26 protein-coding genes are annotated in these 25,968 nt (G+C 75.0%); 15 read left to right on the top strand and 11 right to left on the bottom strand.

Annotated elements, in window-relative coordinates:
* Nucleotides 1–8: 8 nt before the first annotated feature.
* From MET2598_RS0119705 to MET2598_RS0119695, 3 genes are all read left to right on the top strand, one after another.
* Nucleotides 9–632: a uracil-DNA glycosylase gene (locus tag MET2598_RS0119705; protein WP_018262052.1), complete on the top strand. Its 624-nt coding sequence runs from the start codon at nucleotides 9–11 to the stop codon at nucleotides 630–632.
* Nucleotides 633–793: 161 nt separating this feature from the next.
* Nucleotides 794–1,864 (top strand): lysylphosphatidylglycerol synthase domain-containing protein, encoded by a 1,071-nt coding sequence (locus MET2598_RS0119700; protein WP_012331562.1) that lies wholly within the window; start codon nucleotides 794–796, stop codon nucleotides 1,862–1,864.
* 92 nt (nucleotides 1,865–1,956) lie between these two features.
* Nucleotides 1,957–3,258, top strand: coding sequence for an ATP-binding protein (locus tag MET2598_RS0119695; RefSeq protein WP_012331563.1), 1,302 nt, complete (start codon nucleotides 1,957–1,959; stop codon nucleotides 3,256–3,258).
* A 143-nt stretch (nucleotides 3,259–3,401) separates the two neighbouring features.
* On the opposite strand, the gene MET2598_RS0119690 is transcribed toward MET2598_RS0119695, so the two are convergent.
* Entirely contained in the window at nucleotides 3,402–4,100 is a 699-nt protein-coding gene (locus tag MET2598_RS0119690) for a DUF1007 family protein (RefSeq protein WP_018262051.1), read from the bottom strand.
* A 188-nt stretch (nucleotides 4,101–4,288) separates the two neighbouring features.
* Between MET2598_RS0119690 and MET2598_RS0119685 the strand changes: the two genes are divergently transcribed.
* Complete coding sequence (locus MET2598_RS0119685; protein ID WP_018262050.1) at nucleotides 4,289–6,751, top strand: heavy metal translocating P-type ATPase; 2,463 nt, start codon at nucleotides 4,289–4,291, stop codon at nucleotides 6,749–6,751.
* A gap of 136 nt (nucleotides 6,752–6,887) precedes the next feature.
* Here MET2598_RS0119685 and MET2598_RS0119680 read toward each other — a convergent pair whose 3' ends face one another.
* Complete coding sequence (locus MET2598_RS0119680; protein ID WP_018262049.1) at nucleotides 6,888–7,361, bottom strand: PAS domain-containing protein; 474 nt, start codon at nucleotides 7,359–7,361, stop codon at nucleotides 6,888–6,890.
* 66 nt (nucleotides 7,362–7,427) lie between these two features.
* Nucleotides 7,428–8,354 carry a pseudouridine-5'-phosphate glycosidase gene (locus MET2598_RS0119675; protein WP_018262048.1) on the bottom strand — a complete coding sequence of 309 codons (927 nt, stop codon included), beginning with the start codon at nucleotides 8,352–8,354 and terminating at the stop codon, nucleotides 7,428–7,430.
* A gap of 117 nt (nucleotides 8,355–8,471) precedes the next feature.
* On the opposite strand from MET2598_RS0119675, the gene MET2598_RS0119670 reads away from it, so the two are divergent.
* On the top strand, nucleotides 8,472–9,311 hold the full coding sequence (locus MET2598_RS0119670) for a universal stress protein (protein WP_012331568.1): 840 nt from the start codon (nucleotides 8,472–8,474) through the stop codon (nucleotides 9,309–9,311).
* A gap of 483 nt (nucleotides 9,312–9,794) precedes the next feature.
* Here MET2598_RS0119670 and MET2598_RS41350 read toward each other — a convergent pair whose 3' ends face one another.
* The 5 genes from MET2598_RS41350 to MET2598_RS0119640 all read right to left on the bottom strand — a co-directional run bounded on the left by MET2598_RS41350 (nucleotide 9,795) and on the right by MET2598_RS0119640 (nucleotide 13,168).
* Nucleotides 9,795–10,553 (bottom strand): hypothetical protein, encoded by a 759-nt coding sequence (locus MET2598_RS41350; RefSeq protein ID WP_157182212.1) that lies wholly within the window; start codon nucleotides 10,551–10,553, stop codon nucleotides 9,795–9,797.
* Nucleotides 10,554–10,638: 85 nt separating this feature from the next.
* A complete protein-coding gene (nudC, locus tag MET2598_RS0119660) occupies nucleotides 10,639–11,556 on the bottom strand; it encodes an NAD(+) diphosphatase (RefSeq protein ID WP_018262046.1) in 918 nt (305 codons plus the stop codon).
* An 81-nt stretch (nucleotides 11,557–11,637) separates the two neighbouring features.
* The gene (locus tag MET2598_RS0119655; protein ID WP_012331571.1) at nucleotides 11,638–12,051 is read right to left on the bottom strand and encodes an HIT domain-containing protein; all 414 of its coding nucleotides are present in this window, start codon (nucleotides 12,049–12,051) and stop codon (nucleotides 11,638–11,640) included.
* A gap of 28 nt (nucleotides 12,052–12,079) precedes the next feature.
* Nucleotides 12,080–12,709 carry a cyclic nucleotide-binding domain-containing protein gene (locus MET2598_RS0119650; protein WP_012331572.1) on the bottom strand — a complete coding sequence of 210 codons (630 nt, stop codon included), beginning with the start codon at nucleotides 12,707–12,709 and terminating at the stop codon, nucleotides 12,080–12,082.
* 243 nt (nucleotides 12,710–12,952) lie between these two features.
* Complete coding sequence (locus MET2598_RS0119640) at nucleotides 12,953–13,168, bottom strand: hypothetical protein (protein ID WP_012331573.1); 216 nt, start codon at nucleotides 13,166–13,168, stop codon at nucleotides 12,953–12,955.
* 157 nt (nucleotides 13,169–13,325) lie between these two features.
* On the opposite strand from MET2598_RS0119640, the gene MET2598_RS0119635 reads away from it, so the two are divergent.
* The 8 genes from MET2598_RS0119635 (at nucleotide 13,326) to MET2598_RS0119600 (ending at nucleotide 21,770) form a co-directional block, all read left to right on the top strand.
* Nucleotides 13,326–14,417 (top strand): CgeB family protein, encoded by a 1,092-nt coding sequence (locus MET2598_RS0119635; RefSeq protein ID WP_012331574.1) that lies wholly within the window; start codon nucleotides 13,326–13,328, stop codon nucleotides 14,415–14,417.
* A gap of 2 nt (nucleotides 14,418–14,419) precedes the next feature.
* Nucleotides 14,420–15,223, top strand: a complete 804-nt coding sequence (locus MET2598_RS0119630) for a sugar phosphate nucleotidyltransferase (protein WP_012331575.1) — start codon at nucleotides 14,420–14,422, stop codon at nucleotides 15,221–15,223.
* Between the two features lie 15 nt (nucleotides 15,224–15,238).
* On the top strand, nucleotides 15,239–16,318 hold the full coding sequence (locus MET2598_RS0119625; RefSeq protein ID WP_018262044.1) for a glycosyltransferase: 1,080 nt from the start codon (nucleotides 15,239–15,241) through the stop codon (nucleotides 16,316–16,318).
* Nucleotides 16,254–17,321 (top strand): GNAT family N-acetyltransferase, encoded by a 1,068-nt coding sequence (locus tag MET2598_RS0119620; RefSeq protein WP_012331577.1) that lies wholly within the window; start codon nucleotides 16,254–16,256, stop codon nucleotides 17,319–17,321. The genes MET2598_RS0119625 and MET2598_RS0119620 overlap by 65 nt, the downstream gene beginning before the upstream one ends.
* On the top strand, nucleotides 17,312–18,193 hold the full coding sequence (locus MET2598_RS0119615; protein WP_018262043.1) for a class I SAM-dependent methyltransferase: 882 nt from the start codon (nucleotides 17,312–17,314) through the stop codon (nucleotides 18,191–18,193). Before MET2598_RS0119620 ends, MET2598_RS0119615 begins: the two co-directional genes overlap by 10 nt.
* A 299-nt stretch (nucleotides 18,194–18,492) precedes the next feature.
* The gene (gene crcB, locus MET2598_RS0119610) at nucleotides 18,493–18,867 is read left to right on the top strand and encodes a fluoride efflux transporter CrcB (protein WP_012331579.1); all 375 of its coding nucleotides are present in this window, start codon (nucleotides 18,493–18,495) and stop codon (nucleotides 18,865–18,867) included.
* A gap of 65 nt (nucleotides 18,868–18,932) precedes the next feature.
* Entirely contained in the window at nucleotides 18,933–19,241 is a 309-nt protein-coding gene (locus MET2598_RS0119605) for a SelT/SelW/SelH family protein (protein WP_012331580.1), read from the top strand.
* Between the two features lie 6 nt (nucleotides 19,242–19,247).
* Nucleotides 19,248–21,770, top strand: coding sequence for a sensor histidine kinase (locus MET2598_RS0119600; RefSeq protein WP_026190824.1), 2,523 nt, complete (start codon nucleotides 19,248–19,250; stop codon nucleotides 21,768–21,770).
* Here the strand turns inward: MET2598_RS0119600 and MET2598_RS0119595 are convergent.
* The 3 genes from MET2598_RS0119595 to MET2598_RS42235 all read right to left on the bottom strand — a co-directional run bounded on the left by MET2598_RS0119595 (nucleotide 21,726) and on the right by MET2598_RS42235 (nucleotide 22,765).
* Entirely contained in the window at nucleotides 21,726–22,163 is a 438-nt protein-coding gene (locus MET2598_RS0119595) for an acyl-CoA thioesterase (RefSeq protein WP_012331582.1), read from the bottom strand. The genes MET2598_RS0119600 and MET2598_RS0119595 overlap by 45 nt on opposite strands.
* 175 nt (nucleotides 22,164–22,338) lie before the next feature.
* On the bottom strand, nucleotides 22,339–22,497 hold the full coding sequence (locus tag MET2598_RS42240) for a hypothetical protein (protein WP_018262042.1): 159 nt from the start codon (nucleotides 22,495–22,497) through the stop codon (nucleotides 22,339–22,341).
* Nucleotides 22,498–22,621: 124 nt separating this feature from the next.
* On the bottom strand, nucleotides 22,622–22,765 hold the full coding sequence (locus tag MET2598_RS42235; RefSeq protein ID WP_012331584.1) for a hypothetical protein: 144 nt from the start codon (nucleotides 22,763–22,765) through the stop codon (nucleotides 22,622–22,624).
* 364 nt (nucleotides 22,766–23,129) lie between these two features.
* Here MET2598_RS42235 and MET2598_RS0119580 point away from each other — a divergent pair, with 364 nt between their 5' ends.
* Together MET2598_RS0119580 and MET2598_RS0119575 are read left to right on the top strand one after the other, a co-directional pair.
* Complete coding sequence (locus MET2598_RS0119580; protein WP_018262041.1) at nucleotides 23,130–24,572, top strand: amidase; 1,443 nt, start codon at nucleotides 23,130–23,132, stop codon at nucleotides 24,570–24,572.
* Between the two features lie 99 nt (nucleotides 24,573–24,671).
* The gene (locus tag MET2598_RS0119575; RefSeq protein WP_018262040.1) at nucleotides 24,672–25,958 is read left to right on the top strand and encodes a PQQ-dependent sugar dehydrogenase; all 1,287 of its coding nucleotides are present in this window, start codon (nucleotides 24,672–24,674) and stop codon (nucleotides 25,956–25,958) included.
* Nucleotides 25,959–25,968 lie beyond the last annotated feature (10 nt).

The raw sequence follows: 25,968 nt of genomic DNA, 5'->3' as shown, positions 1-25,968 counted from the left end.
ACCGTCCCGTGACCGCGCCCACCACGCCCAAGACCCTCGCGGACCCGGCCGCGCTCGCGGCCAGGCGCGCCCTCCTCGGCGCGCCCCATCTCGCGCCGCTGCGCGCCTTCGCCGCCCGCATCGCCGCCGCGCAGGGCGCGCCGGTGCCCGAGCCCGATCCCCTCGACGGGGGCGCGGCGGCCCGGCTGCTCCTGCTCCTCGAGACGCCCGGCCCCGCCACCGGCCGCACCGCCTTCGTGTCGCGCGACAACCCGACCGGCACCGCCGCCAACCTGTTCGGGTTCCTGGCGCGGGCCCGGATCGCCCGCGCCGACACGCTGATCTGGAACGCGGTGCCCTGGGTCATCCACGCCCCCGGCGCCCGCAACCGCGCCCCGCGCCGGGCCGAGATCCGCGCCGCCGCGCCCTACCTGCCCGCCCTCCTCGACCTGATGCCCGACCTCGCCGTGGTGGTCCTGGCCGGCCGCGTCGCCCAGAGCCACGCCGCCGCCCTGCGCGCGCTGCGGCCCGACCTGCCGGTGGTCGGCGTGCCCCATCCGAGCCCGACCTTCGTCTGCACCAGCCCGGAGGTGCGCGAGCGGATCGCGGCCGGACTCGCCGAGGCGGCGGCGCATCTGCGCTTCTGCGCGTGAGGCCCGCTCCCGGGGCAAGACCCGGTCTCGTCTGGTCTTCCGGCGCCGGAGCGCCTACATGGCGGGCGCAAGCGGGGCTCGGTCGGAGTGCCGCCGAAGGTGCCGGGCCGGTGCCCGCGGGGGAGGCCGGTCGGCGGCCAGCGGAGTCGGACGCCGACGAGATGAACTTCGCCAGACAGGATACGCGGCTCGCGCGGGCCGAGCCGACCGCGGCGGGCCGGGACCAGGATCCCGCGCCCGAGGTGCCGGCCCTCGACCGCGCCGGCCGCCGCAAGCGGCGCTACGCCTGGATCGGCACCGCCGCGAGCGCGATCCTGTTCCTCATCTCGCTCGGCGTGCTCTACGAACTCGTCTCGACCGTGACCTGGTCGGAGCTGCGCGCCGCCTTCACGGCCGCCACCGGCGAGCAGGTGAGCCTCGCCGTGATGCTGGTGGCGGTGAGCTACCTGTTCCTCACCTGCTACGACGCGCTCGCCCTGCGCCAGCTCAGGATCAGGGTGCCGTACCGGACCACGGCGCTCGCCTCCTTCACCAGTTACGCGGTGAGCTTCAACCTGGGCTTCCCGCTCCTGACCGCCGGCACGATCCGGTACTGGATCTACTCGGGCAAGGGCCTGAGCCCCGGGCGGATCGCGGCGCTGACCATCGTGGCGGGCTTCACCTTCTGGCTCGGCATGGGGGCGGTGCTCGGCTTCAGCCTCGTGCGGGAGGCCGAGCCCCTGTCGCGCCTGACCTCGGTGAGCAGCGCCATCAACCGGGGCCTCGGCCTCGCGGCCATGGCCGGGGTGCTCGCCTATCTGGGCTGGGTGACGCTGAGGCGGCGCAGCGTGCGGGTGAGGGGCTGGCGGCTCGAATTGCCGGGCCTCGCCCTCTCCCTGAGCCAGATGCTGGTGGGCGCCTGCGACGTCTGCGCGGCGGCGGGCGTGCTCTACGTGCTGCTGCCGCCCGGCCACGGGGTGAGCTTCGAGGCCTTCGTGGCGATCTACGTGGTGGCGGCGATGCTCGGCATCGCGAGCCACGCCCCCGGCGGGCTCGGCGTCTTCGAGGCGACCGTGCTCCTCGCCCTGTCGGGGCTGCCGCGGGAATCCGTGCTCGGCGCGCTGCTCCTGTTCCGGGTCTGCTATTATCTGGTGCCCTTCGTGGTGGCGCTGGCGGCGCTCGGCGCCTACGAGATCGCCAAGCGCGTCAGGCTCACCCCCCGCGAGGCGCCCGAGGGCGACGAGGAGGCGTGACGCCGCCCGGCGCCGCGCCGCCGCCCGGGACCGCCGACGCGACCGTGCCGGGCATCGCGAACCCGTCACGCGATCGGCTTAGGGTTGCACCCATGCCTTCTCTCCCCTTCGACCCGCACAGGGCCGGCGCTGCCCGCCGGGCGGCGTGGCGGGCCGCCCTGATCGCCGCCCTGACGGTCGCCGGGGCGGCCGCCTGGGAGCGCGGCCCGGACCTCTGGCTCGGCCTCGGCACCGCCGCGGCGGTGCTGCTCGGCGGCTGGCTCGCCTCGCCGCGGGCGGAGGAACCGCTGCCCCGCCGGGAGGGCGCGTGCGAGGACCGCCCCAGCCTCGCCGAGGCCCTGCTCGCCAATATCCCGGACCCGGTCATCCTGATCGACCGCCGGGCCCTGGTGATCGAGGCCAACGCGGCGGCCCGCGCCCTGCTGCCGACGCTGCGGCCGAAATACCCGCTCTCCTTCGCGCTGCGCGATCCCGGCGTGCTCGACGGCATCGAGACCGTGCTGCACACGGGCGCGCCCCTCAAGACCCTCTACGCCCCGCGGGTCCCGACCGAGCGCACCTTCGAGGTCCAGATCGGCGCCATGAAGGGCTCGGCCGACGCGGGCGGGCAGCCGAACCTCGTCCTGTTCCTGCGCGACCTCACCTCGGCCAAGCGGCTGGAGACGATGCGGGTCGATTTCGTGGCCAATGCCAGCCACGAACTGCGCACGCCGCTCGCCTCGCTCCTCGGCTTCATCGAGACCCTGCAGGGGCCGGCCCGCAACGATTCCCTGGCCCGGGACCGCTTCCTCGCCATCATGCGCGAGCAGGCCCTGCGCATGACGCGGCTGATCGACGACCTCCTGTCGCTGTCGCGCATCGAGCTGCGCGCTCACGTGCCGCCGACGACCGTGATCGAGGTCGGGCCGCTCGCCCGCCAGATCGTGGATTCCCTCTCCCCCCTCGCCGAGGAGCGGGGCGTCGCGATCGCGCTGGAGGAGGGGCCCGCCCCGCTCGCGGTGCTGGGCGAGCGCGACGAGATCCTGCGCCTCGTGGAGAACCTCGTGGAGAACGCCGTCAAGTACGGCGGCGAGGGCGGGCGCGTGAGCGTGCGCGTGTCGGCCCTCGCGGCCGAGGCGGGCCGGCCGGCCCAGGTCGAGATCGCCGTCGCGGATGACGGCCCGGGCATCGCGCCCGAGCACCTGCCGCGCCTGACCGAGCGCTTCTACCGGGTCGACCCGGCCTCCAGCCGCCAGCAGGGCGGCACCGGCCTCGGCCTCGCCATCGTCAAGCACATCCTGAACCGCCACCGTGGCCGGCTCGTCGTGGAGAGCGAGCCGGGCCGCGGCTCGACCTTCCGGGCCTCGATCCCGGCCGCGGCGGGGGCGGGGCGCGAGGAGACGTCCCCGGGCTGAGCGCCCTTCGCCGACGTGCTCCGGCTCGGTGGACGGCGCGGGAGCGAGACTCGCAGCAGACCCGCTTGGGCTCGCGGCAGACCCGCTTGGGCTCGCGGCAGACCCGCTTGGGCTCGCAGCAGACCCGCTTGGGGCCGCTCCGCTCAGGGGCAGGCCACGAGCACGCGGCCCGTGTAGTCGGCCCCGGCGGCGGCCGCCGCGCCCGGGCGGACGAGCGCGTCCGAATCCGGGATCAGCTGCTCGCCGACCCGCGCCTCCTTGGCCGGATGCGTCACCTTGACGAGGCAGGCGGCGGGGCCCGCGACCCGCGCGGCCTCGTCGCCCGGGGCGAGGCCGAAGGCGACGTAGAAATCCGGATCGGCGGTCGTGACCACGAGGCTGCGCAGGGCGGCCGCGGGGGCGGCCGGCGCGAGGGTGAAGAAGAGGGTGAGCCGCCCGTCCCGGAACTCGGCCCGGGCATCCTGCGGGGCCGCGAAGGCGAGGAGGCGGCCGTTGAGCTTGGCCTGCACGTAGTAGCCGGTCTCGGCGAGGGCGGCGACGCGGGCGCGGGCGAGCTCGGCGAGCTTGTCGGGATCCGGGACGCCGTCGCGCCGCGAATCGAGGTTCAGCACCGCGAAGGCGGAGTAGTCGGGATCGAAGGTCCAGGTCAGGCGCAGGCCCTTGAGGGCGCGGGCCTCGTCGAGGACGATCTCGCTGCGCGCCTGCACCCAGACATGCGGGTGGGCCCGGGCCGCGGCGGGGGCCAGAGCCGACGCGAGGGCCAGCGCGACGGCGCACCCGGCGCGCGGGCGCGGCGAGGGCCGCCCGCCGGTCGGCCCGCTCCGATCTCGGTTGCTGCCCATCCCGTCCCCCGCCTGGTCCCGGCCGGGCCCCGCCCGGCGGAACGCCCCTGGCGCCCAAGCGCGGCGAAACCATGTTGCGGATGCAGGGCTGGCGCGAAGCGCGGCCCTATCACCGCCCGATCCGGCGAATCCCATATCCTGCCGGGAGCGCGGCGCGCGACGGCGGCGCGCTCCCGAGGAGTTCGGCCATGACCGCGACCGCCCGCCGCCTCACCCTGCCCGTGGAGGGCATGACCTGCGCCTCCTGCACGGGGAGGGTCGAGCGCGTGCTCAAGGCCGTGCCGGGCGTCACCTCGGCCTCCGTCAACCTCGCCACCCGCCGCGCCACCATCGAGCTTGCCCCCGACAACCATCCGGGCGCCCTGGCCGAGGCGATCGCGGATGCCGGCTACGCCGTCCCCGAGCAGACCTCGGACTTCCTCGTCGAGGGCATGACCTGCGCCTCCTGCGTCGGCCGGGTCGAGCGGGTGCTCAGGGCGGTGCCGGGCGTCACCGAGGCCAGCGCCAACCTCGCCACCGGGCGGGTCAGCGTGCGCCATCCCGGCGGGCTGGTGGAGGAGGCCGCCCTGGCCCGGGCCGTGGCCGCGGCCGGCTACGCGCTGCGGCCGCTGCCGGCCGCCGCGCCGGAGACCCCCGCCCTGCCCGAGGAGGCGGTCGGGCTGCGCCGCGACCTCGTCGTCGCCGCCCTGCTGGCGCTGCCCGTCGTGGTCCTCGACATGGGCGGCCACCTGATCGGCGCCCATCGTCTGCACGCCCTCGTGCCGGAGGGCTGGAGCAACGGCGTCCAGGCCGTGCTCGCCACGCTCGTCCTCGCGGGCCCGGGCCGGCGCTTCTTCCGGCGCGGCGTGCCGGGCCTGCTGCGCGGCCACCCGGACATGAACGCCCTCGTCGCCCTCGGCACGGGCGCCGCCTACGGCTTCTCGCTCGTCGCCACCCTGGCGCCCGGCCTGCTGCCGGAGGGGACGGCCCACGTCTATTTCGAGGCCTCGGTCCTCATCATCACCCTGATCCTGCTCGGGCGCTTCCTGGAGGCGCGGGCGAAGGGGCGCACCGGCGCGGCGATCGCGCGCCTCGTCGGGCTGGCGCCGCGGACCGCCCGGGTCATCCGCCCCGAGGGCGAGGTCGAGGTCCCGGTGGTGGACCTGCGCCCCGGCGACCGCGTGCGGGTGCGCCCGGGCGAGCGCCTGCCCGCCGACGGGCGCGTCGCCGCGGGCGCCTCCGCGGTCGACGAGAGCATGATCACCGGCGAGCCGGTGCCGGCGCGCAAGGAGGCCGGGGCGCCGGTCACGGGCGGCACCGTCAACGGCACCGGCAGCCTGGAGGTCGCGGTCGAGCGCGTCGGCGCCGACACGGTCCTCTCGCAGATCATCCGCATGGTCGAGGCGGCCCAGGGGGCCAAGCTGCCGATCCAGGCCCTCGTCGATCGGGTCACCGGCTGGTTCGTGCCGGCCGTGATGGGCCTCGCCGCCCTGACCTTCCTGGCCTGGCTGCTGTTCGGCCCCGCGCCCGCCCTGGGCCTCGCCCTGGTCAACGCCATCGCGGTGCTGATCATCGCCTGCCCCTGCGCGATGGGCCTCGCCACGCCGACCTCGATCATGGTCGGGACCGGGCGGGCGGCCGAGCGCGGCATCCTGTTCCGCAACGGCACCGCCCTGCAGGCGCTGGAGGGTGTGCGGGCCGTGGCCTTCGACAAGACCGGCACCCTGACCGAGGGCCACCCCGCGCTCACCGACCTGATCCCCGCCCCCGGGGACGCGGCCGAATCCGCCTTGGCCGAATCCGCCTTGGCCGAGACAGCCCTGGCGCACGCGGCCGCCCTGGAATCCCGCTCCGAGCACCCGCTCGCCCGGGCGATCGTCGCGGGGGCGCGGGCGCGGGGCCTCGCCCTTCCGCCGGTCGAGGCCTTCGAGGCGGTGCCGGGCTTCGGCCTCGTCGGACGGGCGGGCGGGCGCGCGGTCGCAATCGGCGCGGCGCGGCACTTGGCGAGGCTCGGCATCCCGGTCGCGCCCCTCGCGGAGGCGGCGGCCCGGCTCGGCGAGGCCGGCCGCTCGCCCCTCTACGTCGCGCTCGACGGCCGCCTCGCCGCCCTGATCGCGGTGGCCGATCCGGTGAAGCCGGGCGCCGCCGCGGCGGTCGCGGCCCTGCAGGGACGGGGCGTGGCCGTGGCGCTGGTGACCGGCGACGACCGGCGCACGGCCGAGGGCATCGCCCGCGAGCTCGGCATCGCCACGGTGCTGGCCGAGGTGCTGCCCGCCGACAAGCTCGCGGCGGTGCGGGAGATGCGCGCCGCCCACGGCCGCACCGCCTTCGTGGGCGACGGCATCAATGACGCGCCGGCGCTGGCCGAGGCGGATGTCGGCATCGCGCTCGGCACGGGCACCGACGTCGCGGTGGAGAGCGCCGACGTGGTGCTGATGGCGGGGGATCCCGGCGGCGTGGTCGAGGCGCTCCACCTCTCGCGCGCGGTGATGCGCAACATCCGCCAGAACCTGTTCTGGGCCTTCGCCTACAACGCCGCGCTGCTGCCGGTCGCGGCGGGCATGCTGCGCCTCTTCGGCGGCCCGCTCCTGTCGCCCGTCCTCGCCGCCGGCGCCATGGCCCTGTCGAGCGTGTTCGTGGTCGGAAACGCGCTGCGCCTTCGCCGCGCCTGAGGGCCGGCGCCCCGGCTCATCCGCCATCCGGTTGATGGCTTCGCCATCTCCCATGTCGGCCATGCGGATGTCGGCTTCGCTCAGGCGCCGCGCAGTCTCGTGAGACGGGACCCGCTTCGATCAAGCCGATCCCGGATCAGCCGAAGAGCGGCGTGTCGCCGGCCACCATCGGCAGGATCTCGGGGGAGATCGCGACCGGCCGGTAGCGCCCGGCCCCGCCCCGCGCGGGCCGCCCGCGGCGGCGGACCACCTCGCGCTCGAAGGCGATGAAGACCTCCGGGGTGCCGTCCCGGCGGCATACCGGCCGCACGTCGATCTCGCACAGGTAGGCCTCGCCGTCCTTGCGGTAGTTCTGCAGGCAGCCGAGGAAGCGCCCGCTCATCCGCAGCGCGCGATGCACCTGCCGCGTGGCCACCCGGCTGGTGGTCGGGCCCTGCAGCATGCGGGGCGATCGGCCGACGAGCTCGTCCTCCGCGTAGCCGGACATCCGGGCGAAGGCCGGGTTGGCGTAGAGGATCGTCGGTCCCGGCCGCTCGAGGTCGACGTCGGTGAGGACGACGGCGAGATCGAGGGGATCGGCGAAGAATTGAACGAGGCTGACGATGTCCATAGCGGTCTTCCCTAAGGACAGAAGTAAATCAGCATTCGTTAAGGCTTTCTGACCCGCCGCGGCCGGTCAGGGCGCGGGAGCCGGGGCGGCCAGGGCGGCGGCGAGGCGGGCCGCCAGGGCGGCGTTGTGGCGGATCAGCGCGATGTTGGTGGCGAGGCTGCGCCCGCCCGTGAGGGCGAGGAGACGCCCCAGCAGGAAGGGCGTCACCGCCTTGGCGGAGATGCCGGCCGCCCGCGCCTCCGCCACCGCCGTCTCGATCAGGCCGGCGATCTCGGCGGCCGGGATCTCGTCGGCCTCCGGCACGGGGTTGGCCACCAGGATCCCGCCGCCGAGGCCGAGCGCGGCCTTGGCCCGGATCAGGGCGGCGACCGCCTCCGGGGTGTCGAGGCGCAGCGGCGCGGGCAGGCCGCTGTCGCGGCTCCAGAAGGCCGGGAAGCGGTCGGTGCCGTAGCCCACCACCGGCACGCCCCTCGTCTCCAGGTATTCGAGGGTGCGCGGCAGGTCGAGGATGGCCTTGGCGCCGGCCGAGACCACCGCCACGGGGGTGCGGGCGAGTTCGTCGAGGTCGGCCGAGATGTCGAGGGTCTGCTCGACGCCCCGGTGCACGCCGCCGATGCCGCCGGTCGCGAAGACCCGGATCCCGGCGAGCGCGGCGCAGATCATCGTGGCGGCGACCGTGGTCGAGCCGGTGAGCCCCGCCGCCACCGCGTGCGGCAGGTCGGCGCGGCTGAGCTTCAGCACGTCCCGCGCGGCGGCGAGCCCCGCCAGGGTCTCGGCCGGCAGGCCGATCCGGATCCGCCCCGCCACGACCGCGATGGTCGCCGGCACCGCCCCGGCCTCGCGCACCACCGCCTCGACGGCCCGGGCCGTCTCGACGTTCTGCGGGTGCGGCATGCCGTGCGTGACGATGGTGGATTCGAGCGCCACCACGGGCGCGCCCGCCGCGAGGGCGGCCCGCACCTCCGGGGCGATGTCGAGCAGGGAAGGGGGCATGGCATTCCTCCCGCGCCGGCGGCGATCCCGCCGGTCTGGCAGATTTGCCGGGGCCTGGCGAGGGCGCGCCCCTGGACGGCGCAGCGGGGCCGTGGTGCAATCGCCCCGGAGGCCGCCATGAAGACCCTGCTCGTTCCGATCGCGCGCCACACGCTCCTCGATTCCGTGCTGGAGACCGCGCTCCTCACCGCCCGGCGCTTCGGATCCTGCGTGGAGGGGTTCGGCCTGCGCCCCGCCCTCGCCGAGTACGTCCCGGTCGACATGGTGGGCGGCATGACCTGGGTGCGCGACGAGGAGGCCGACCTCGCGGAGGCCCGCGGCTGCGGCAGCCAGTTCTCCACCTTCATGGAGCAGCACGGGGTGCCGCGGGATTCGGGCGAGGCGGATCCCTCCCGCCCGCGCTACCGCTGGCTGCCCGACGCGCCGCCGGGCGACGGGTTCCTGGCGCAATACGCGCGTCTGTTCGGCGCGACCGTGGTGGGACGGCCGGGCGGGGAGGGCGGCCCGCGCATGACGACCCTCGAAGCCGCCCTGTTCGAGAGCGGCCGGCCCCTCCTGATCGCGCCCCCGACCCCGCCCCAGAGCCTCGGCGAGACCGTGCTGATCGCCTGGAACGGCTCGACCGAGACCGCCCGCACGGTGGCCTTCGCGGGCCCGTTCCTGCGGCGGGCCGCCCGCATCGAGGTGCTGGGCGTCGATTCCGGCATGGTGCCGGGCCCGAGCGCCGAGCAGCTGGCGGCGGCGCTCACCCGCGAGGGCCTGACCGCGCGGGGCCGCACCCTGGCGGCGGGGCGGCGCAATCCCGGCGAGGTGTTCCTGGCCGAGGCCGCCGCGCTCGGCTGCGATCTCCTGGTCAAGGGGGCCTACACCCAGAGCCGCCTGCGCCAGATGATCTTCGGCGGCGCGACCAGCCACATCCTCGCCCACGCCACCATGCCGGTGCTGATGGCGCATTGACGGGCGCAGCTGCGGCTGCCGGAACTCCGCCCGCGCTCCGCCGAGGGCGCCGTCTCGGGCGACCGCCCCCGGCGCCGCGCCGGCCCGCGGACGGCCCGGCCGCGCTGCCGGGACCCGCGCATCGACGGCCCGATGCCGCGATTCGTGCCCAGATCACGCCGGTCTCGGCGCCCCGATCCCGCCTGGAATTCCCTGCGCTCCGCCGATCGTAGCGATTGCGCGTTCTCATGTCCTTACGTAATGAGGGAGACCGAGGCTTTCCGAGACTTCGGGAGGGTGATGCACCGGGCCTGCGCCCGCCACAGCCGTGAAGGCCCGCGGATCCCCGAGATGATACCACCGGTCATTTCTCATGACCGGTGGTGCGGCTCTCGAATTTTCGCCAAGCCTCTGGTTCGCCAAGCCTCTGGCTTGAAATCGAAAATTCGAGATGGAGCAACGGCTCGATGCGTCAGCATCCTGAGCCGTTGGTATGATTCATGTTCATGCGCTCATCGGATCGAGGACCGACGGCGCTCTCACGCCATTCGGCAGCGGAGGGAACCGCGGATGAGTTTGCATCAGCTGAGCGAGACGCCGGAGCTGTTCATCACCGACGAGGCTCTGGATCGCATCGAGACGTTCTTTCGATCGGTCGCCCGGATGTATGAACACAGGGGGATGAGGGCCAGCCTCCAGTTCGTGAAGGAGATCTACATCGTGCCGGCCGGCGACGCGCCAGCCAAGTATCCCAGCAAGGAGGAGATGGGCGACCCGGCGGCGTGCAAGGCCTGGCTGGCCGAGCACACCCTGAAGAAGATCAACAACGTCCAGGTCGGGGTCGATTTTCTTGACAAAAGCCCGTGGAGAAACAAGATCACCTTGCGGGGCTTCGATCTCGACCTGCTGACCGACACTTTCGACGATGAGTACGTGAGGACGTTCAACACGATCGATCTGAACGGCGACGGCAAGCTGGTGCTGCGATAGCGCGCATCGGCCCGGCGGACGGGCCGTCCCCGGGCGCGGGACCGGTTCCGCCGGCGGCTCATCCGCCATCCGGTTGATGGCTTCGCCATCTCCGATGTCGGCCATGCGGATGTCGGCTTCGCTCAGGCGCCGCGCGGGCTTGGCATGCGCCATCCGGTTGATGGCTTCGCCATCTCCGATGTCGGCCATGCGGATGTCGGCTTCGCTCAGGCGCCGCGCGGGCTTGGCATGCGCCATCCGGTTGATGGCTTCGCCATCTCCGATGTCGGCCATGCGGATGTCGGCGTCGCTCAGGCGCCGCGCTCAGGCGCCGCGCAGGCTCGCGATCCGGGATCGGCTTCATCAAGCCGATCCCGGATCAGAACCCGTCCGCGAAGCCCCGCACCAGGAGGTTGGCGATCGCCATCGGGGGCGGCGTGAGGAGGCCGTCCGGGTGGCGGCGCTCCAGCATCGCCCGCACCTCCTCGCGGGAGAACCAGCGGGCATCCTCCAATTCGTCGCGATCGAGGGTCAGGGCCTCGTCGAGGGCCTCGCCCTCGCAGCCGATCATCAGCGAGGAGGGGAAGGGCCAGGGCTGGGAGGCCCGGTAGCGCACGGCGCCGACCCGCAGCCCCGCCTCCTCGAAGGTCTCGCGGCGCACCGCGTCCTCGATCGTCTCGCCCGGCTCGAGGAAGCCCGCGAGGCAGGAATAGACGCCGGGGGCGAAGCGCGCCTGCCGCCCGAGCAGGCACCGGTCCCCGCACGTCACCAGCATGATCACCACCGGATCGGTGCGCGGGAAGTGCTGCGCCCCGCAGGCCGCGCAGTCGCGCCGGAAGCCGCCGCAGGAGAGCGCGGTCGGCGCGCCGCACTGGGCGCAGAAGCCGTGGCGGGCGTGCCAGTTCAGGAGCGACTTCGCGGTGGCGAGGAGGCCGAGTTCCGGCGCCGGCACCGCCCCCTCGACCGCGACCGCGCGCAGGTCGAGCAGGCGGTAGGCCGGATCCTCCGCGAAACCCGCGCCGGCCTCGGCCGGCAGGGCCCCGGCGAAGATCGGCCGCTCGCCGATCCGCCCCAGGAAGAGGAGCGGGGCCGGCGTGGGGACGCGCGCGGCGTCGGCGACCGACAGCACCGCGCTCGCCGCGGCCCCGGCCGCCCGCAGCACCGGCACCTCGCCCGCGAAGAGGAGCAGGCCGGCCTCCGGATGGTCGGCGAGCGTCGGGGTCGGGCCGGTGCGCTCGGCGGAGTGGCGCACGAGCAGGCTCTGGGCGAAGCCGAGGCGGTCGAGGGGCGTCGTCACGGGATCTCCTCAGGGCGTGATCCGGCGATGGGTCGACCGCATCGACGCGCACATTGCGGCGAAATCACAGAGGGGCGGCGCTCACGCGGCCGCGAACAGCGCCCGGGCGCGCTCGACGAGCTGCGCGGCGGCGTGGGGCGGGTAGGGCGCGCGGGTGCCGTGGCCCCAGACCGGGCCGGGCCAGGCCGGATCGGAGCGGAACCGCCCGACCACGTGGACGTGGAGCTGCGCCACCACGTTGCCGAGCGCCCCGACATTCACCTTGTCGGGCTTGGCGAGGTCCAGCATGACCCGGGTCGCGACCCGGATCTCCTCCATCAGGGCCGCCGCCTCCCGCGGGGCGAGGTCGGTGAGCTCGCTCACCGCCTCCCGGCGCGGCACCAGGACGAGCCAGGGGAAGCGGGCATCGTCGAGGAGGAGCACGCTGCAGAGCGGAAGGTCGCCCACCGCGATCGTGTCGGCGGCGAGCCGCGGGTCGAGGGTGAAATCCGACATCCAAACCTCTCTCGATGCGCCCCGTGGGTCAGGCGACCTCGGGCTCGGGCGTCGCCCCGCACGGCCCTCCCTGCCCGGTTCCCTGGAACAGCCGCTCGCTCGTCAGCTTCAGGAAATAGAACCCGAATTCGGGGTTCTGGTAGTAGAGCTGCTTGACCTCCGAATAGGGCACGCAGAGCGCGACCCCGTCCTCGGCGCAGACCACCGAGGCGGTGCGGACGTTGCCGGGCGAGAGCATGCCGAGTTCCCCGACGATCGCCCCCGGCGCGATGTCGATGCCGCGCTCCTCGATCCGGAAGCGGCCGCTCTCGACGTAGAACATCTCGCTCGCCGGATCGCCCATCCGGAACAGCACCTCCCCGGCCTTGAAGCGGCGCGAGGTGCCGAAGGGCTTGAGCCAGTCGAGGGAGAGGTCGCCCCCCGCGGCCTTCTCGACGTCCCTGACGAGCCGGATCATCTCGTAGAGGCGCCAGGCATTGAACGGGATCTGGATCACCTCGGTCAGCACCGTCGGCACGCTGCCGACGAGGCAGCCGTAGATGATGACCGCGATGCTGCTGAGGATCGAGACGATCCGCAGCGGGATCATCGTCGTCATCGCCGAGGAGGCCACCGTCAGGGCCGTGCCCAGGTAGCCGATCGCTTCCACCCAATCCATCACGCCCTCGCCCCGCAAAGCCTTGCCCGGCCGATGGCATTCCCGGCGAAGCCTGACAAGGGCGGGGATGGCGCAGGCGCGGCGGCGGCGCGTGATCTCCCGGGCGGGCGCGCCGCCCCTGCGGGAGCTCGCCCGCCGCCGCGCGGCGTGAGGTGACGGCCGGCTTGCCGATCCCGACGCGCGGCACGAGCCGACGCGGCCGCCCGGCCGGCGCGCCCGCGAAGGCGGGGCCCCGCCGCGGGCTCAGGCCGGATCGAGGATCAGCCCGAGCCGGTCCCCCTTGCGGACCATCCCGCCGTCCTCCGGCTCGACCACGTCGAGGATGCTGCGCGCCACCCCGCCCACCGTGACCGGGCCGCCGACCAGCTCGTCGAGGCCGTTCGGGAAGTCCCGCGGCGCCCGCACCCAGATCAGCCCCTGCGCATCCTCCGCCCCCCCGATCACTTCGGCTTCCCACACGGCGCATTCCTCCTCGTCGGTCCGGCCGCGGCTGTCGGGCAAAACCGGCCCGGTGGCAACCGTCGCGAGCGGGAACTCACCGCGGGCAGGAACTCACCCCAGGTATGTGGGTTGGGGTCGCGGCCGGGGCGGGATCCCGGCGGGGGGACGGGGCCTGATGCGGATCGTCGTGTTCGGACTGACCGTCTCGTCGTCCTGGGGCAACGGTCACGCGACGCTCTGGCGCGGGCTGTGCCGGGCCCTCGCGGCGGACGGGCACCGCGTCACCTTCTTCGAGCGCGACGTCCCCTACTACGCCGAGAACCGCGACCTCCACGCCCTGCCGGGCGGGGACCTCGTCCTCTATCCGGACTGGACGCCGGATCTCGCCGCCCGCGCCCGAGAGGCCGTGCGGGAATGCGACGCGGCGATCGTCACCTCCTACTGCCCGGACGCGGTGGCGGCGACCGACCTCGCCCTCGCCGCGCCCGTCAGCGTCTTCTACGACCTCGACACGCCGGTGACGCTGGCGCGGCTGGAGGCGGGCGAGGCGGTGCCCTATCTCGGCCCGCGGGGCCTGCGGGATTTCGACCTCGTGCTGAGCTACACGGGCGGGGCGGCCCTCGACGCCCTGCGCGCGCGGCTCGGGGCGCGGCGCGTGGCGCCCCTCTACGGCCACGTCGATCCCGACGCGCATCGGCCCGGCGCGCCCGCGCCGCACTACGCCTGCGACCTCTCCTACCTCGGCACCTACGCGGCGGACCGGCAGGCCGGGGTCGAGCGCCTGCTCGTCGCGCCGGCGCGCCTGCGCCCGGGGCAGCGCTTCCTCATCGGCGGGGCGCAGTACCCGGCGGATTTCCCCTGGGCGCCCAACATCTCCTTCGTGCGCCACCTGCCGCCGGCCGAGCACCCGGCCTTCTTCGCCTCCTCGCGCTTCACCCTCAACGTCACCCGGCAGGCCATGGCCGCGATGGGCTGGTGCCCCTCGGGGCGGCTGTTCGAGGCGGCGGCCTGCGGCACGCCGCTGATCACGGACGAGTGGGAGGGGCTCGACGCCTTCTTCGCGCCGGGCCGCGAGATCGTGGTGGCGCGCACCACCGCGGAGGCGGTCGCCGCCCTCGACATGGACGAGGCCGAGCGCCGGGCCCTGGCGGCCAGGGCCCGGGAGCGCACCCTCGACGAGCACGCATCCGCGCGGCGGGCCCGGACGCTCGTCGCCGCACTCGAACAGGCGGCGTCCGCGCGCGGCGCCGTCCCGGCGGAGGTCTGACGATGTGGGGCATCATTCCGGCGGCGGGCCTCGGCAGCCGCATCCAGCCGCTCGCCTTCTCGAAGGAGCTGCTGCCGGTGGGCAGCCGCCTCGATCACGGGATCGAGCGCCCCTGCGCGGTGAGCGAGTACCTCGTCGAGCGCATGATCCGCGGCGGCGCCGACCGGCTGCTGTTCGTCATCGCGCCGGGCAAGTCCGACATCCTCGACTATTACGGCGCCGCCTACGGCGAGGTGCCGATCGCCTACGCGGTCCAGCCCGCCGCGTCCGGCCTGTGCGACGCCATCTTCCGGGCCCTGCCCCTGATCGCCGAGGACGAGCCGGTGGTGGTGGGGCTGCCCGACACGGTCTGGTTCCCGGCCGACGCCCTGGCGCAATGCCCCGACGACGTCCTCTCCTTCCTGCTGTTCCCGGTCGAGCGGCCGGAATTCTTCGACGCCGTCGTGCTCGACGGCGACCGCGTGCGCGAGATCCAGGTCAAGCGGGCGGACGCGACCTCGTCCTGGATCTGGGGCGCCTTCAAGATGCCGGGCCGCACCCTGCGCGACCTGCACCGGCTCTGGCTGCAGCGGGGCCGGCGCGACGAGTACATCGGCACGCTCATCAACGCCCACCTGGCGGCGGGCGGCGAGGCGCGGGGCATCCGCGCCGGCACCGCCTACGTCGATGTCGGCACCCTGCACGGCTACCGGGCCGCGATCGGGCTCCTGGCCGAGGCGGCGGCGGGCGAGGCGGATGCGGGCGCCCGCGTGGCTTTGGGCTGGCCGGGCGGCCGCGCGCCGCTCCACGCCGTCCTGCGCGACTAGCCCCGCGACCCGGCGATGCCGCTCAGCATCCTCCACGTCGCCTATCCCCTCGCCCCGGTCGGGCCGGACGCGGCGGGGGGCGCCGAGCAGGTGCTGAGCGCCCTCGACGCCGCCCTGGTGGCGGCGGGCCACCGCTCCCTCGTCGTCGCCTGCGCGGGCTCGCGGGTGCGGGGCGAGCTGATCGCCCTGCCCCGGGAGACGGGGCCCCTCGACGAGGCGGCGATCGCCCGGGCGCGCCGGGCCCAGGCCGAGGCCGTGGCGGCCGCCGTGCGGGCGCGGCCGGAGATCGACGTCGTCCACATGCACGGCATCGACTTCCACGCCGCCCTGCCGCCGCCCGGCCCGCCCGTGCTCGCGACCCTGCACGCCCCCTTCTCCTGGTACGCCCCCGAGGCCCTGCGCCCGGCGCGCCCGCGCACCTTCCTGCACTGCGTCTCGGCTCACCAGCACGGGCTCGCCCCGCCGGGGCTCTCCCTCCTCGACCCGATCCCGAACGGCGTGCCGGCCGAGGCCCTGCGCGGGCGCTTCCCGCGCGGGCGCTTCGCCCTCTTCCTCGGCCGGATCGCCCCCGAGAAGGGCGTCGACCTCGCCCTCGACGCGGCCCACCGGGCCGGGATCCCGCTCGCCGTCGCGGGCGAACTCTTCCCCTATCCGGCGCACCGGGACTTCTTCGACCGCGCGGTGGCGCCGCGCCTCGACCGGCAGCGGCGCTTCCTGGGGCCGGTCGGGTTCCGGGCCAAGCGCCGCCTGCTCAACGCGGCGCGCTGCCTGCTCCTGCCCGCGCGGCTGCCGGAGACGAGCTCCCTCGTCGCCCGCGAGGCGATGGCCTGCGGCACCCCGGTGATCGCCGCGCCGATGGGCGCCCTCGCCGACTTGGTGGAGCCGGGCCGCACCGGGTTCCTGGCCGAGACTCCGGCGGAGATGGCCGCGGCGATCGCCTCGGTCGACCGGATCGACCGGGAGGCCTGCCGCCGGATCGCCGCGGGACATTCGGGCCTCGCCCCGATGATCGAAGGGTACTTTGCCGCCTATGAGAAGCTTCGCCGCGGCGCCGACCGGCCGGCCGCTCCCCATCGCCTCGCCGGCGCGGCGTGAGGCGCCGGCCCTCACCGCGTCCGTCCTCGCCGAGGCGGCCGACCTCGACCGGCTCGAACCCGACTGGTGGGACCTGTTCGGGCGCTGCCCCTCCGCGACGCCGTTCCAGTCCCCGGCCTGGCTCATCCCGTGGTGGCGCCAGTTCCGGCCCGGCGACCTCGCCGCGGTGGCGGTCCGGGCGGGCGGGCGCCTGGTCGGCCTCGCGCCGCTCTACGCGGAGGAGGGCGCGCGGGGCCGGCGCCTCCTGCCGCTGGGCATCGGGCCGAGCGACCATCTCGACCTCCTGCTCGACCCGGAGGCGGCCGGGGCGGGCGCGGCGCTGGCGGAGGGGATCGCGGCCGCGCGGGGCGGCTGCGCCACCCTGGACCTGGAGGACCTCGCGCCCGAGGCCGCCGCCTGGCAGCTCCCGGTGCCGGCGGGGGCCGCCGAGCGCGTCGAGGACCAGGTCGCCTGCCCGGTGCTGCTGCTGCCGCGCGAGGCCGCGAGCCTCGCCGACCTCTGCTCCTCGCAGAAGCGCCGCAAGATCGCGCTCGCCCGCAACCGCTCGCTGCGGCGCGGCGGCTTCCAGGTCGAGGCCGCCACCTCGCCCCGGGAGACGGCCGCCCTGTTCGAGCGCCTCGCGGCGCTGCACGCCGCGCGCTGGGAGAGCCGCGGGGAGGCCGGCGTGCTGGCGGACCCGGCCGTGCAGGCCTTCCACCGCGAGGCGGTGCCGCGCCTCGCGCGCGCCGGCCTCGTGCGCTTCCACGCGGTGCGGCTCGCCGGCGAGGTCGCCGGGATCCTGTACGCCCTGCGCGGCCGGCGGCGGGTCTACACCTATCTCAGCGGCTTCGATCCGGCCTTCGCCTTCGAGAGCCCAGGCGTGACGCTGGTCGCCGCCGCCCTCGACGCGGCCCGGGAGGAGGGCGCGCGCGCCTTCCACTTCCTGCGCGGCCAGGAGCCCTACAAGTACGAGTGGGGCGCGGTCGACATCTGGAACCGCCGCCGGAGCCTGCGATGGAGCTGAGCGGCGAGGCCGCGGCCTGGCTCGACTGGCTCGCCGCCGGCGAGGTGCCGCCCTCCGTCGCCCTGATGCACCTCGCGGCCGGGGCCCCGGGCCCGGAGGCGGTCGAGGCCGCGCTCGCGGCCGCGGCCGGCCCAGCCGACGCGGAGGCGAGGGGCCGGCTCGCGGCGGCGCGCGACCTCTGGCGGGCGAACCCGCAGGCGTGGGGAATCGTCCGGGAGGTGCTCGGCGGCGTCGATCACGGCGAGGAGCTGGAGGGCGCGCGGGCCGTCGCGGCGCTCGCCGCGGCCTTCGACCGGGCGGCGCGGGCCTCGCCCGAGGGCAGCGTCGCTCTCTACGCCCTCGGCAGCCCGGCGCTGCTGCGCGCCGCCACGGAGGAGATCGTCGCGGCGCTCGACGCCTGGGGCCTGCTGTCGCGCGAGGCGCGGCTCGTCGATCTCGGCTGCGGCATCGGCCGGGTCGCGGCGGCGCTCGCCCCCCGCGTCGCCGCGGTGACCGGGCTCGACATCGCGCCGGCCATGATCGCGGCGGCGCGGGAACGCTGCGCCGGCCTCGCGAACGTGGCGCTGCATCTCGGCAGCGGGCGCGACCTCGCGCCGGTTCCGACGGGGGGCGCCGACCTCGTCCTCGCGGTCGATTCCTTCCCCTACCTGGTCCAGGCCGGGCTCGCGGCGGACCACGTCCGCGAGGCCGCCCGGGTGCTGCGGCCCGGGGGCGACCTCGTCGTCCTGAACTACTCCTATCGCGGCGACCTCGCCCGCGACCGGCGCGAGGCGGCGGCGCTCGCCGCGTCCCACGGCTTCCGCCTGATCCGGGCCGGGACGGCGCCGTTCACGACCTGGGACGGGCGGGCCTTCCAGCTGCGCCGCCTGTGATCCGGGATCCGCTTGATCGAAGCGGATCCCGGATCACGCGCCTGAGCGCGGCGCCTGAGCGACGCCGACATCCGCATGGCCGAAATGCGAGATGGCGAAGCCACCAACCGGATGGCGGATGAGTTCGCCCGGCTTGCCCTGGCTTTCCGCCCTGCTCTTGCGTAAGGGCTCGACCCCGACGAGGCTGGCGCGGCGCTCCCCGCCCCGCGGGCCGGCGGGACTGGCGCTCCGCCCCGTCCGCCTCTCGCGCGGCGCCGGCCCGGCGCTTGCTTCTCCTCCCTCACGCGACGGATCGACGGATGCTCAACACGCTCGTGGTCTTCCTCGGGGCCGGCCTCGGCGGTGCGCTGCGGTACGGCGTCAACGTGAGTGCGGCCCGGCTCGGCGGCAGCTTCCCGGCCGCCACCATGATCATCAACGTCTCGGGCTCGCTCGCCATGGGCATCCTCGCCGGCTGGTTCGTGGTGCGGGCCGGCCTGCCCCAGAGCTTGCGCCTCTTCCTCACCACCGGCATCCTCGGGGGCTTCACCACCTTCTCGACCTTCTCGCTCGAAGCTTTCCTGCTGATCGAGCGCGGCGCCCTCGCGCAGGCGGTCCTCTACGTGATCGGGTCGGTGGCCGCGGGCATCGCCGGGGTCGCGGTGAGCTTCGCGATCATCCGCCATTTCGGGTAAGGGCGGGCCCGGGCGGGCGGGCGGCGGTTGACAAGCCGGCCCGAACGGTCCCGAGTCGGGGCACCATGACCGATGCCCCCACCGGCAAGCCCCGGGTCGCCATCACCTACTGCACCCAGTGCGGCTGGCTGCTGCGCGCCGGCTGGATGGCGCAGGAGCTCCTCTCGACCTTCAAGGACGGACTCGGCGAGGTCGCGCTGATCCCGGCCACCGGCGGGGCCTTCGCGATCACCTGCGGCGATGCGCTGATCTGGGAGCGCGTCCGCGACGGCGGCTTCCCGGACGTGAAGACCCTCAAGCAGCGGGTGCGCGACGTCGTCGAGCCGGGCCGCGATCTCGGCCACGTCGATCTCCCCCGCGGCGACCGGGGCTGAGGCGGCGTGGCCGGCCTGAGGACCCGGGTGGCGCGCCTGCGCGAGCGCGGCCTCTCCACGCAGATCTACCTCGTGGCGCTGGCCATCGCCCTGATCGGCCCGGGCCTCCTGTTCACCGCGATCCTGCTCGGGCGCTACGCCGCCCTGGAGCGGGCGCGCTTCGAGCAGGATGCCCGCGAGACCGTGCGCGGGATCGCGCTCACGGTCGACCGCGACACGGCCGGCCTGATCTCGGTGCTGCAGACCCTCGCCACCTCGCCGCGCCTGCGGCGGGCCGAGGAGGCGGCGAGCTTCGAGGACCAGGCCCGGGCGGTGACCGAGGCGACCCAGCTGATGCTGTCCCTGCGCCGGCCGGACGGCACCCAGCTCGTCAACACCGCCCTGCCGCGGGGCGCGCCGCTGCCCCAGGGCGCCCAGCCCTACGACGCCGAGGTGCTGGCGACGCGCGCTCCCCTGGTGACCGGCGTGCAGCCCGGCCCGCCGGGCCGGCCGCCGAGCTACGCGGTGGCGGTGCCGGTGGTGATCGACGGCGAGGCCGCCTTCGTCCTCAGCGCCACCGCCCCGGTCGAGCGCCTGCACCAGATCCTGCTGCGCGACCTCGCGGAGGGCTGGATCACCGCGCTCGTCGACCGCAACGGGCTCCTGCTCGCGCGCTCGCGGGACCACGCGGCGCTCGCGGGCGAGCCGATGCTGGAGGCCCTGCGCGGGCGCGAGGCCGGGACGCCGGGCCTGTGGGAGGGCCTCGACCGCCAGCACCGCCCGGTGCTGTTCGTCGAGACGCGCACGCGCATCACCGGCTGGACCGCCTCCGCCAGCATCCCCCGGGCCCTGGTGGAGGCCTCGCTGCGGCGCTGGATGGCGGCCTTCGGGGGGTTCGGCCTGCTCGCCCTCGCGGTGTCGTCGCTGCTCGCGGTGCGGCTGTGGTCGCGGGTCGCCGAGCCGCTGCGGCTCCTGGCGGCGGCGGGGGGGGCGCTCGGCCGGGGGCAGCCGGTGCCGCGGGTCTCGACCCCGATCCGCGAGATCCGCCAGGTCGCCGACGCGCTGGCGGACGCCTCGGAGACGCTGCGCCAGCGCATCGCGGAGCGCGACCGGGCCCTGGAGGAGCAGAGCCGCGGCCTCGTCGCCCTGCGCGAGAGCGAGGCGCGCTTCCGCCACATGGCCGATTCGGCGCCCGCCCTGATCTGGATGACCGACGAGGCCGGCGAGACCACCTTCGTCAACATGCACTACGAGTACCTGTTCGGCCGCCCCGCCGCGACGCTGGTGGGCCGCCGCTGGCGGGAGGTCGTGCATCCGGACGACGTCGCGGGCTTCGAGGCCGCCTTCGCGGCCGCCTTCGCGGCGCGCCGCCCGCTGCGGGTCGAGACCCGGGTGATCGACGGGAGCGGCGCGGTGCGCTGGCTCCTCTGCGAGGGCGTGCCCCGCCTCGACGACCGCCACCGCTTCCTCGGCTACACGGGCTGCAACGTCGACATCACGGAGGCCAAGCTCGCCGAGGCGGCCCTGCGCGAGAGCGAGGAGCGGCTGCGCCTCGCCCTCGCGGCCGGCCAGCTCGGCACCTGGGAGATCGACCTCGCCACGGGGCAGAACCGGCTCTCGGCCCGCTCGGCGGAGATCGTCGGGCTGCCGCCCCTGCCCGGGGGCTGGATGGGCGCGGTGCACCCGGCCGACCGGCCCGCCCTCGACGCCGCCCTGGCGGCGCTCATCGCCGGGGAGGCCGAGTACCGGAGCGAGTTCCGGGTGCGGCCGGTCGACGGGGTGCTGCGCTGGGTGAGCGCCGAGGCGGTGGTGCAGCGCGACGCGGGCGGGGCGCCGCGGCGGGTGATCGGCATCCACCAGGACGTGACCGAGCGCAAGCGCGCCGAGGACCACCTGCGGCTGCTGATCCACGAGCTGAACCACCGGGTGAAGAACACCCTCGCGACCGTGCAGTCGATCGCGATGCAGAGCCTGCGCCGGCTGCGCGGCCGCGAGGCCGAGGGCGCCCGCGACGCCTTCGTGGCGCGGCTGATCGCGCTCGCGCGGGCCCACGACGTGCTGACGCGGGAGAGCTGGGAGGGGGCGGAGCTCGCCGAGGTGGTGGCGGGCGCGGTGGCGCCGCTCGAAGGCCCCCGGGGCCGCCGCCCGCGCTTCAGCGTGGCCGGGCCGCCCCTGCGCCTGCCGCCCCGCATGGCGCTGTCGATCGCGATGGCGCTGCACGAACTCGCCACCAACGCGGTCAAGTACGGGGCCCTCTCGGCCGTGGACGGGCAGGTCTCGATCGCCTGGAGCGTCGAGGCGGGCCGGCTCACCCTGCGCTGGCAGGAGAGCGGCGGCCCGTCCGTGACCCCGCCCGAGCGGACCGGCTTCGGCTCCCGGCTGATCGGCCAGAGCCTCGCCCGCGACCTCGCCGGCGAGGTCAGCCTCGACTACCCGCCGGCGGGCGTGATCTGCACGATCGTGGCGCCGCTCGACGAGACGGAGGAGGCCCCGGCCGGGGAGGCTTCAGGCCCGCAGCGGCGCGAGCACCGCGCGCAGCGCGTCGGGTAGCGGCACCGGCCGGTTCGTGGCCCGATCGACGTAGACGTGGACGAAGTGCCCCTGCGCGGCGGCCTCGTCCTCGTCCTCGCGGAACAGGCCGACCTCGTAGCGCACGCTCGACCGACCCTGATGCGCCACCCGGAGGCCGGCCGTGACCTGGTCCGGGAAGGCGACGGAGCGGAAGTAGCGGCAGCCGGTCTCGACCACGAGGCCGATCACCGCGCCCGCGGCGATGTCGAGGGCGCCCTCCTCGATCAGGACGCGGTTCACGGCCGTGTCGAAGAACGCGTAGTAGACCACGTTGTTGACGTGGCCGTAGACGTCGTTGTCGCTCCAGCGGGTGGAGATCGGCACGAAGCGCCGGTAGGCGGCGCGGCGCTCGGGGGGAGGGCGGTCCGTCACCGGGCCGCCGGCCGCGGGGGCGTTGCGCGCGTCTCGACCATCGTGGTCTCCCTGGCAGTCCGATCCGGCTCGGATCGGCCATCGAGAGCCGATCATGAGGAAGGATCGGCGCGCCCTCGATCGCATGCCGTTCGGCGGCCGACGGTCGATCGGTGTCCGGCGGCCTGTCCGGTCCTCAGCGCGGGCGGTGCCGCGCGTGCCAGCGGGGGCCGGGACCGCGCATGTAGTGGAGTTCGGGCCGATAGGGGTCTGTCAGCGCCGCCACCGTCGCGCGCCACGCCTGGGCGGGAGCGTGCCACGCCCGGGCGAGGCGGCCGAGAAGGGCCATCAGCATCGCGTCGTCCTCCAGCCACGGATCACAACCGGGACGCACGGATCATGCCGAGTCTCGGGTTTCGGATCCGTTGCGCCAGGATCTCCGCGCCCGGGGGCGTTTCGAGGGCGGCGCGGCGGTGAGATCAGGGCAGGATCCCGGCGAGGGACAGGGCCCCGGCCAGGATCACGAACAGGGCGGCCGCGAGGCATTCGAGCGGCACGCTCTCCCACAGGGCGGGGGCCTCCGCGCGCCCCGGCGAGGCGCGCCCGCGGGCGATCGGCTTCATGGTCACCTCCTGCCGGCCCGTCCCGGGCCGGGACCGCCCGTTCCGGGCCGGGACCGCCGGTTCCAGGGCGGGATCGCCCGTCCCGGGCCGGGATTTCCTCGCGGGCGGCGCCTCTGTCGGGTTGCCGTCCCGCCCCCAGCCTAAGCATCATTCGCCGAAGGAGCCACCGGTTCGGCGGCAAGATTGATGCAAGACCAAGCATCATTCGCCGAAGTGACCACCGGGTCGGCGCCAGACAGGGTTCCGGACCAGGAGTTGAGCAGAGTTGCCCCGCGCAATTCTGCTGAGAGGCCGTGATGGCCCGGGGACAGGGTTGCGGACCGGGAGGCGCCGTGCTCCGCTGGCACGTCCCAGGACCGAGCCCATGTCCCTCTCCCCCGACCTCGTCTCGTCGCGCGCGACCGACCTCGCCCGGGCGATCCGCGACCGCACCGTGTCCGCCCGCGAGGTGATGCGGGCCCATCTCGACCGCATCGCGCGGGCGAACCCGGCGGCGAACGCCATCGTGGGGTTGCGCGACCCCGAGATCCTGCTGGAGGAGGCCGCCTGCGCCGACCGCGACCTCGCCGCCGGGCGCTGGCGCGGGCCGCTCCACGGGCTGCCGCACGCGGTGAAGGACACGTCCCCGGCCGCGGGGCTGATCTGGACGCAGGGCTCGCCCCTCTTCGCCGGCCGCGTCGCCGAGGCGGACGCGCCCCACGTGGCGCGGCTGCGGCAGGCCGGCGCGATCCTGATCGGCAAGACCAACGTGCCGGAATTCGGCCTCGGCTCGCACACGGTCAACCCGGTCTTCGGGGCCACCCGCAACGCCTACGACCCGGCCCGCAGCGCCGGCGGATCGAGCGGCGGCGCCGCGGTCGCCCTCGCCCTGCGCATGCTGCCGCTCGCGGACGGCAGCGACCATGCCGGCTCGCTGCGCAACCCGGCGGCCTGGAACGGCGTGCTGGGCCTGCGCCCCTCGCCCGGCCGGGTGCCCATGCGCACCGACGAGGTCTTCCTGCCCGACCTCACGGTGGCGGGCCCGATGGCCCGCTGCACCGCCGATCTCGGGCTGCTGCTCTCGGTCCTCGCCGGCCCGGATCCGCGCCTGCCCCACAGCCTGACCGAGGATCCCTCCGCCTTCGCCGCGCCGGCGCCCCTCGCGCTCGCGGGCCTGCGGATCGGCTGGCTCGGCGACCTCGGCGGCCACCTGCCGGTCGAGCCCGGCATCCTCGCCCTCTGCGAGCGCGCCCTCGCGGTTTTCGCCGGGGAGGGGGCCCGGGTCGCCCCCCTGGCGCTCGGCTTCGACGCCGAGGCGGTGTTCCGGGCCTGGCGGGTGCTGCGGGCCTGGCAGGCCGGGGCGGCGCTCGCCCCTCACGCGCGCGACCCCGCCGCGCGGGCGGCGCTGAAGCCCGACGCGCTGTTCGAGATCGACGAGGGGGCGCGGCTCGACGCCTACGCGGTGCAGGCCGCCAGCGCCCTGCGCAGCCGCTGGTTCGCCCACCTGCTCGACCTGTTCGCCCGGTGCGACCTGCTGGCGCTGCCCGCCGCGCAGGTCTTCCCCTTCCCGATCGGGGAGATGTGGCCGCGGGCGATCGCCGGGCGCCCCATGGACAGCTATCACCGCTGGATGGAGGTCGCGATCCCGGCCACGATGGGCGGCTGCCCGGCGATCAGCCTGCCGGCCGGCCGCGGCCCCGGGGGGCTGCCGATGGGCCTCCAGCTCATCGCCCCCCACCGGGGCGAGGGGAGGCTGCTCGCCGTCGCGGCCGCCTACGAGGCCGCGACCGGCTTCGACCGGGAGGCCCCCGCGATCACGGCCCTGTGATCGCACGCGCTTGCGCTTGCGGGCTCATCGGCGCGCCCCATACTCCCTGCGCCAACGAAGAGCGGTCGATCGAATCGGCCGCGGGCGAGGGAGGAGACCATGAGATCGGTTCTGAAGGCTGCGCTCCTGGGGAGCGCGGCGCTGGCCGCGGGTGCGTCGTTCGCCGCCGTGAGCCTCGCCCAGGAGGCCGGCGACACGAAGGCCAAGGTCGACAACCTGGAGAAGCTGCAGGGCTTCAAGAGCACCGGCGTGGCCGAGCCGCCGCCGGTGCCCCAGACCGGCCGCAAGGCCGACGCCATCACCAAGACCCTGCAGAAGATCAAGCTGCCGGACGGCTTCAAGATCGACCTCTACGCCATCGTGCCGGATGCCCGCGCCATGGCGGTCGGCCCGAATGCCGGGGTGGTCTTCGTGGGCACCCGCAAGTCCAAGGTCTACACCGTGACCGACCGCGACAAGGACCGGGTGGCGGACGAGGTCAAGGTCTTCGCTCCCGGCATCGACTTCAAGATCCCGAACGGCGTCTGCTTCTCGCGCGACGGCGTGCTCACCGTCGTGGAGCAGAACCGGGTGCTGGCGTTCCCGGCGGCCGAGTTCTTCTACGAGGGGCCGGACGTGGCGGCGGCCGTGGTGGTCAAGCAGGGCGAGCTGATCCCGGTCTCGGAGGAGAGCTACAACCACACCGCCCGGATCTGCCGCATCGGGCCGGACGGCAAGCTCTACATCTCGCTCGGCCAGCCCTACAACGTGCCGCCCAAGGAGAAGGCCGAGCTCTACGCGAAGACCGGCATCGGCGGCATCATCCGGATGGACGCGGACGGCAAGAACCGCGAGGTCTTCGCCACCGGCATCCGCAACTCGGTCGGCATGGACTTCGCCCCCGACAAGACGCTGTGGTTCACCGACAACCAGGTCGACGGGATGGGCGACGACCAGCCGCCCGGAGAGCTGAACCAGGCGACGAAGCCCGGCCAGAATTTCGGCTTCCCCTGGTACGGCGGCGGCGCCGTGCGCACGGCCGAGTACAAGAACGACGCGGTCCCGCCGGACGTGGTCCCGCCGAAGGCGGAGCTGCCCCCGCACGCGGCGGATCTCGGCATGATCGTCTACCGGGGCAAGATGTTTCCCGAGAAGTACCGGGGCGGCATCTTCACGGCCGAGCACGGCTCGTGGAACCGCACCACGCCGCTCGGCGCCCGGGTGATGTTCGTGCCGGTCAACAAGGACGGCGGCGCGGGCAAGCCCGAGCCCTTCGCGGAGGGCTGGCTCAACGAGAACGGCGAGTATCTCGGCCGCCCGGTCGACGTCGCGACGCTGCCGGACGGCTCGCTCCTGGTCTCGGACGATACGGCCGGCGCGATCTACCGGATCTCCTACGAGAAGTAGGGCAGCCGGC

It is taken from the genome of Methylobacterium sp. WSM2598, assembly GCF_000379105.1.
GTDB lineage: Bacteria > Pseudomonadota > Alphaproteobacteria > Rhizobiales > Beijerinckiaceae > Methylobacterium.
Note: the sequence above shows the minus strand (reverse complement) of the source record. Positions and strands in the feature narration are given on the sequence as shown.

What these genes read in the sequence shown, in the direction of transcription:
- MET2598_RS0119700 (WP_012331562.1), top strand. Translation starts at nt 794, where the DNA reads ATGAACTTCGCCAGACAGGATACGCGGCTCGCGCGGGCCGAGCCGACC.
- MET2598_RS0119695 (WP_012331563.1), top strand. Translation starts at nt 1,957, where the DNA reads ATGCCTTCTCTCCCCTTCGACCCGCACAGGGCCGGCGCTGCCCGCCGG.
- MET2598_RS0119690 (WP_018262051.1), bottom strand. Translation starts at nt 4,100, where the DNA reads ATGGGCAGCAACCGAGATCGGAGCGGGCCGACCGGCGGGCGGCCCTCG.
- MET2598_RS0119685 (WP_018262050.1), top strand. Translation starts at nt 4,289, where the DNA reads ATGACCGCGACCGCCCGCCGCCTCACCCTGCCCGTGGAGGGCATGACC.
- MET2598_RS0119680 (WP_018262049.1), bottom strand. Translation starts at nt 7,361, where the DNA reads ATGGACATCGTCAGCCTCGTTCAATTCTTCGCCGATCCCCTCGATCTC.
- MET2598_RS0119675 (WP_018262048.1), bottom strand. Translation starts at nt 8,354, where the DNA reads ATGCCCCCTTCCCTGCTCGACATCGCCCCGGAGGTGCGGGCCGCCCTC.
- MET2598_RS0119670 (WP_012331568.1), top strand. Translation starts at nt 8,472, where the DNA reads ATGAAGACCCTGCTCGTTCCGATCGCGCGCCACACGCTCCTCGATTCC.
- MET2598_RS41350 (WP_157182212.1), bottom strand. Translation starts at nt 10,553, where the DNA reads ATGGCCGACATCGGAGATGGCGAAGCCATCAACCGGATGGCGCATGCC.
- MET2598_RS0119655 (WP_012331571.1), bottom strand. Translation starts at nt 12,051, where the DNA reads ATGTCGGATTTCACCCTCGACCCGCGGCTCGCCGCCGACACGATCGCG.
- MET2598_RS0119650 (WP_012331572.1), bottom strand. Translation starts at nt 12,709, where the DNA reads ATGGATTGGGTGGAAGCGATCGGCTACCTGGGCACGGCCCTGACGGTG.
- MET2598_RS0119635 (WP_012331574.1), top strand. Translation starts at nt 13,326, where the DNA reads ATGCGGATCGTCGTGTTCGGACTGACCGTCTCGTCGTCCTGGGGCAAC.
- MET2598_RS0119630 (WP_012331575.1), top strand. Translation starts at nt 14,420, where the DNA reads ATGTGGGGCATCATTCCGGCGGCGGGCCTCGGCAGCCGCATCCAGCCG.
- MET2598_RS0119625 (WP_018262044.1), top strand. Translation starts at nt 15,239, where the DNA reads ATGCCGCTCAGCATCCTCCACGTCGCCTATCCCCTCGCCCCGGTCGGG.
- MET2598_RS0119620 (WP_012331577.1), top strand. Translation starts at nt 16,254, where the DNA reads ATGAGAAGCTTCGCCGCGGCGCCGACCGGCCGGCCGCTCCCCATCGCC.
- MET2598_RS0119615 (WP_018262043.1), top strand. Translation starts at nt 17,312, where the DNA reads ATGGAGCTGAGCGGCGAGGCCGCGGCCTGGCTCGACTGGCTCGCCGCC.
- crcB (WP_012331579.1), top strand. Translation starts at nt 18,493, where the DNA reads ATGCTCAACACGCTCGTGGTCTTCCTCGGGGCCGGCCTCGGCGGTGCG.
- MET2598_RS0119605 (WP_012331580.1), top strand. Translation starts at nt 18,933, where the DNA reads ATGACCGATGCCCCCACCGGCAAGCCCCGGGTCGCCATCACCTACTGC.
- MET2598_RS42240 (WP_018262042.1), bottom strand. Translation starts at nt 22,497, where the DNA reads ATGCTGATGGCCCTTCTCGGCCGCCTCGCCCGGGCGTGGCACGCTCCC.
- MET2598_RS42235 (WP_012331584.1), bottom strand. Translation starts at nt 22,765, where the DNA reads ATGAAGCCGATCGCCCGCGGGCGCGCCTCGCCGGGGCGCGCGGAGGCC.
- MET2598_RS0119580 (WP_018262041.1), top strand. Translation starts at nt 23,130, where the DNA reads ATGTCCCTCTCCCCCGACCTCGTCTCGTCGCGCGCGACCGACCTCGCC.
- MET2598_RS0119575 (WP_018262040.1), top strand. Translation starts at nt 24,672, where the DNA reads ATGAGATCGGTTCTGAAGGCTGCGCTCCTGGGGAGCGCGGCGCTGGCC.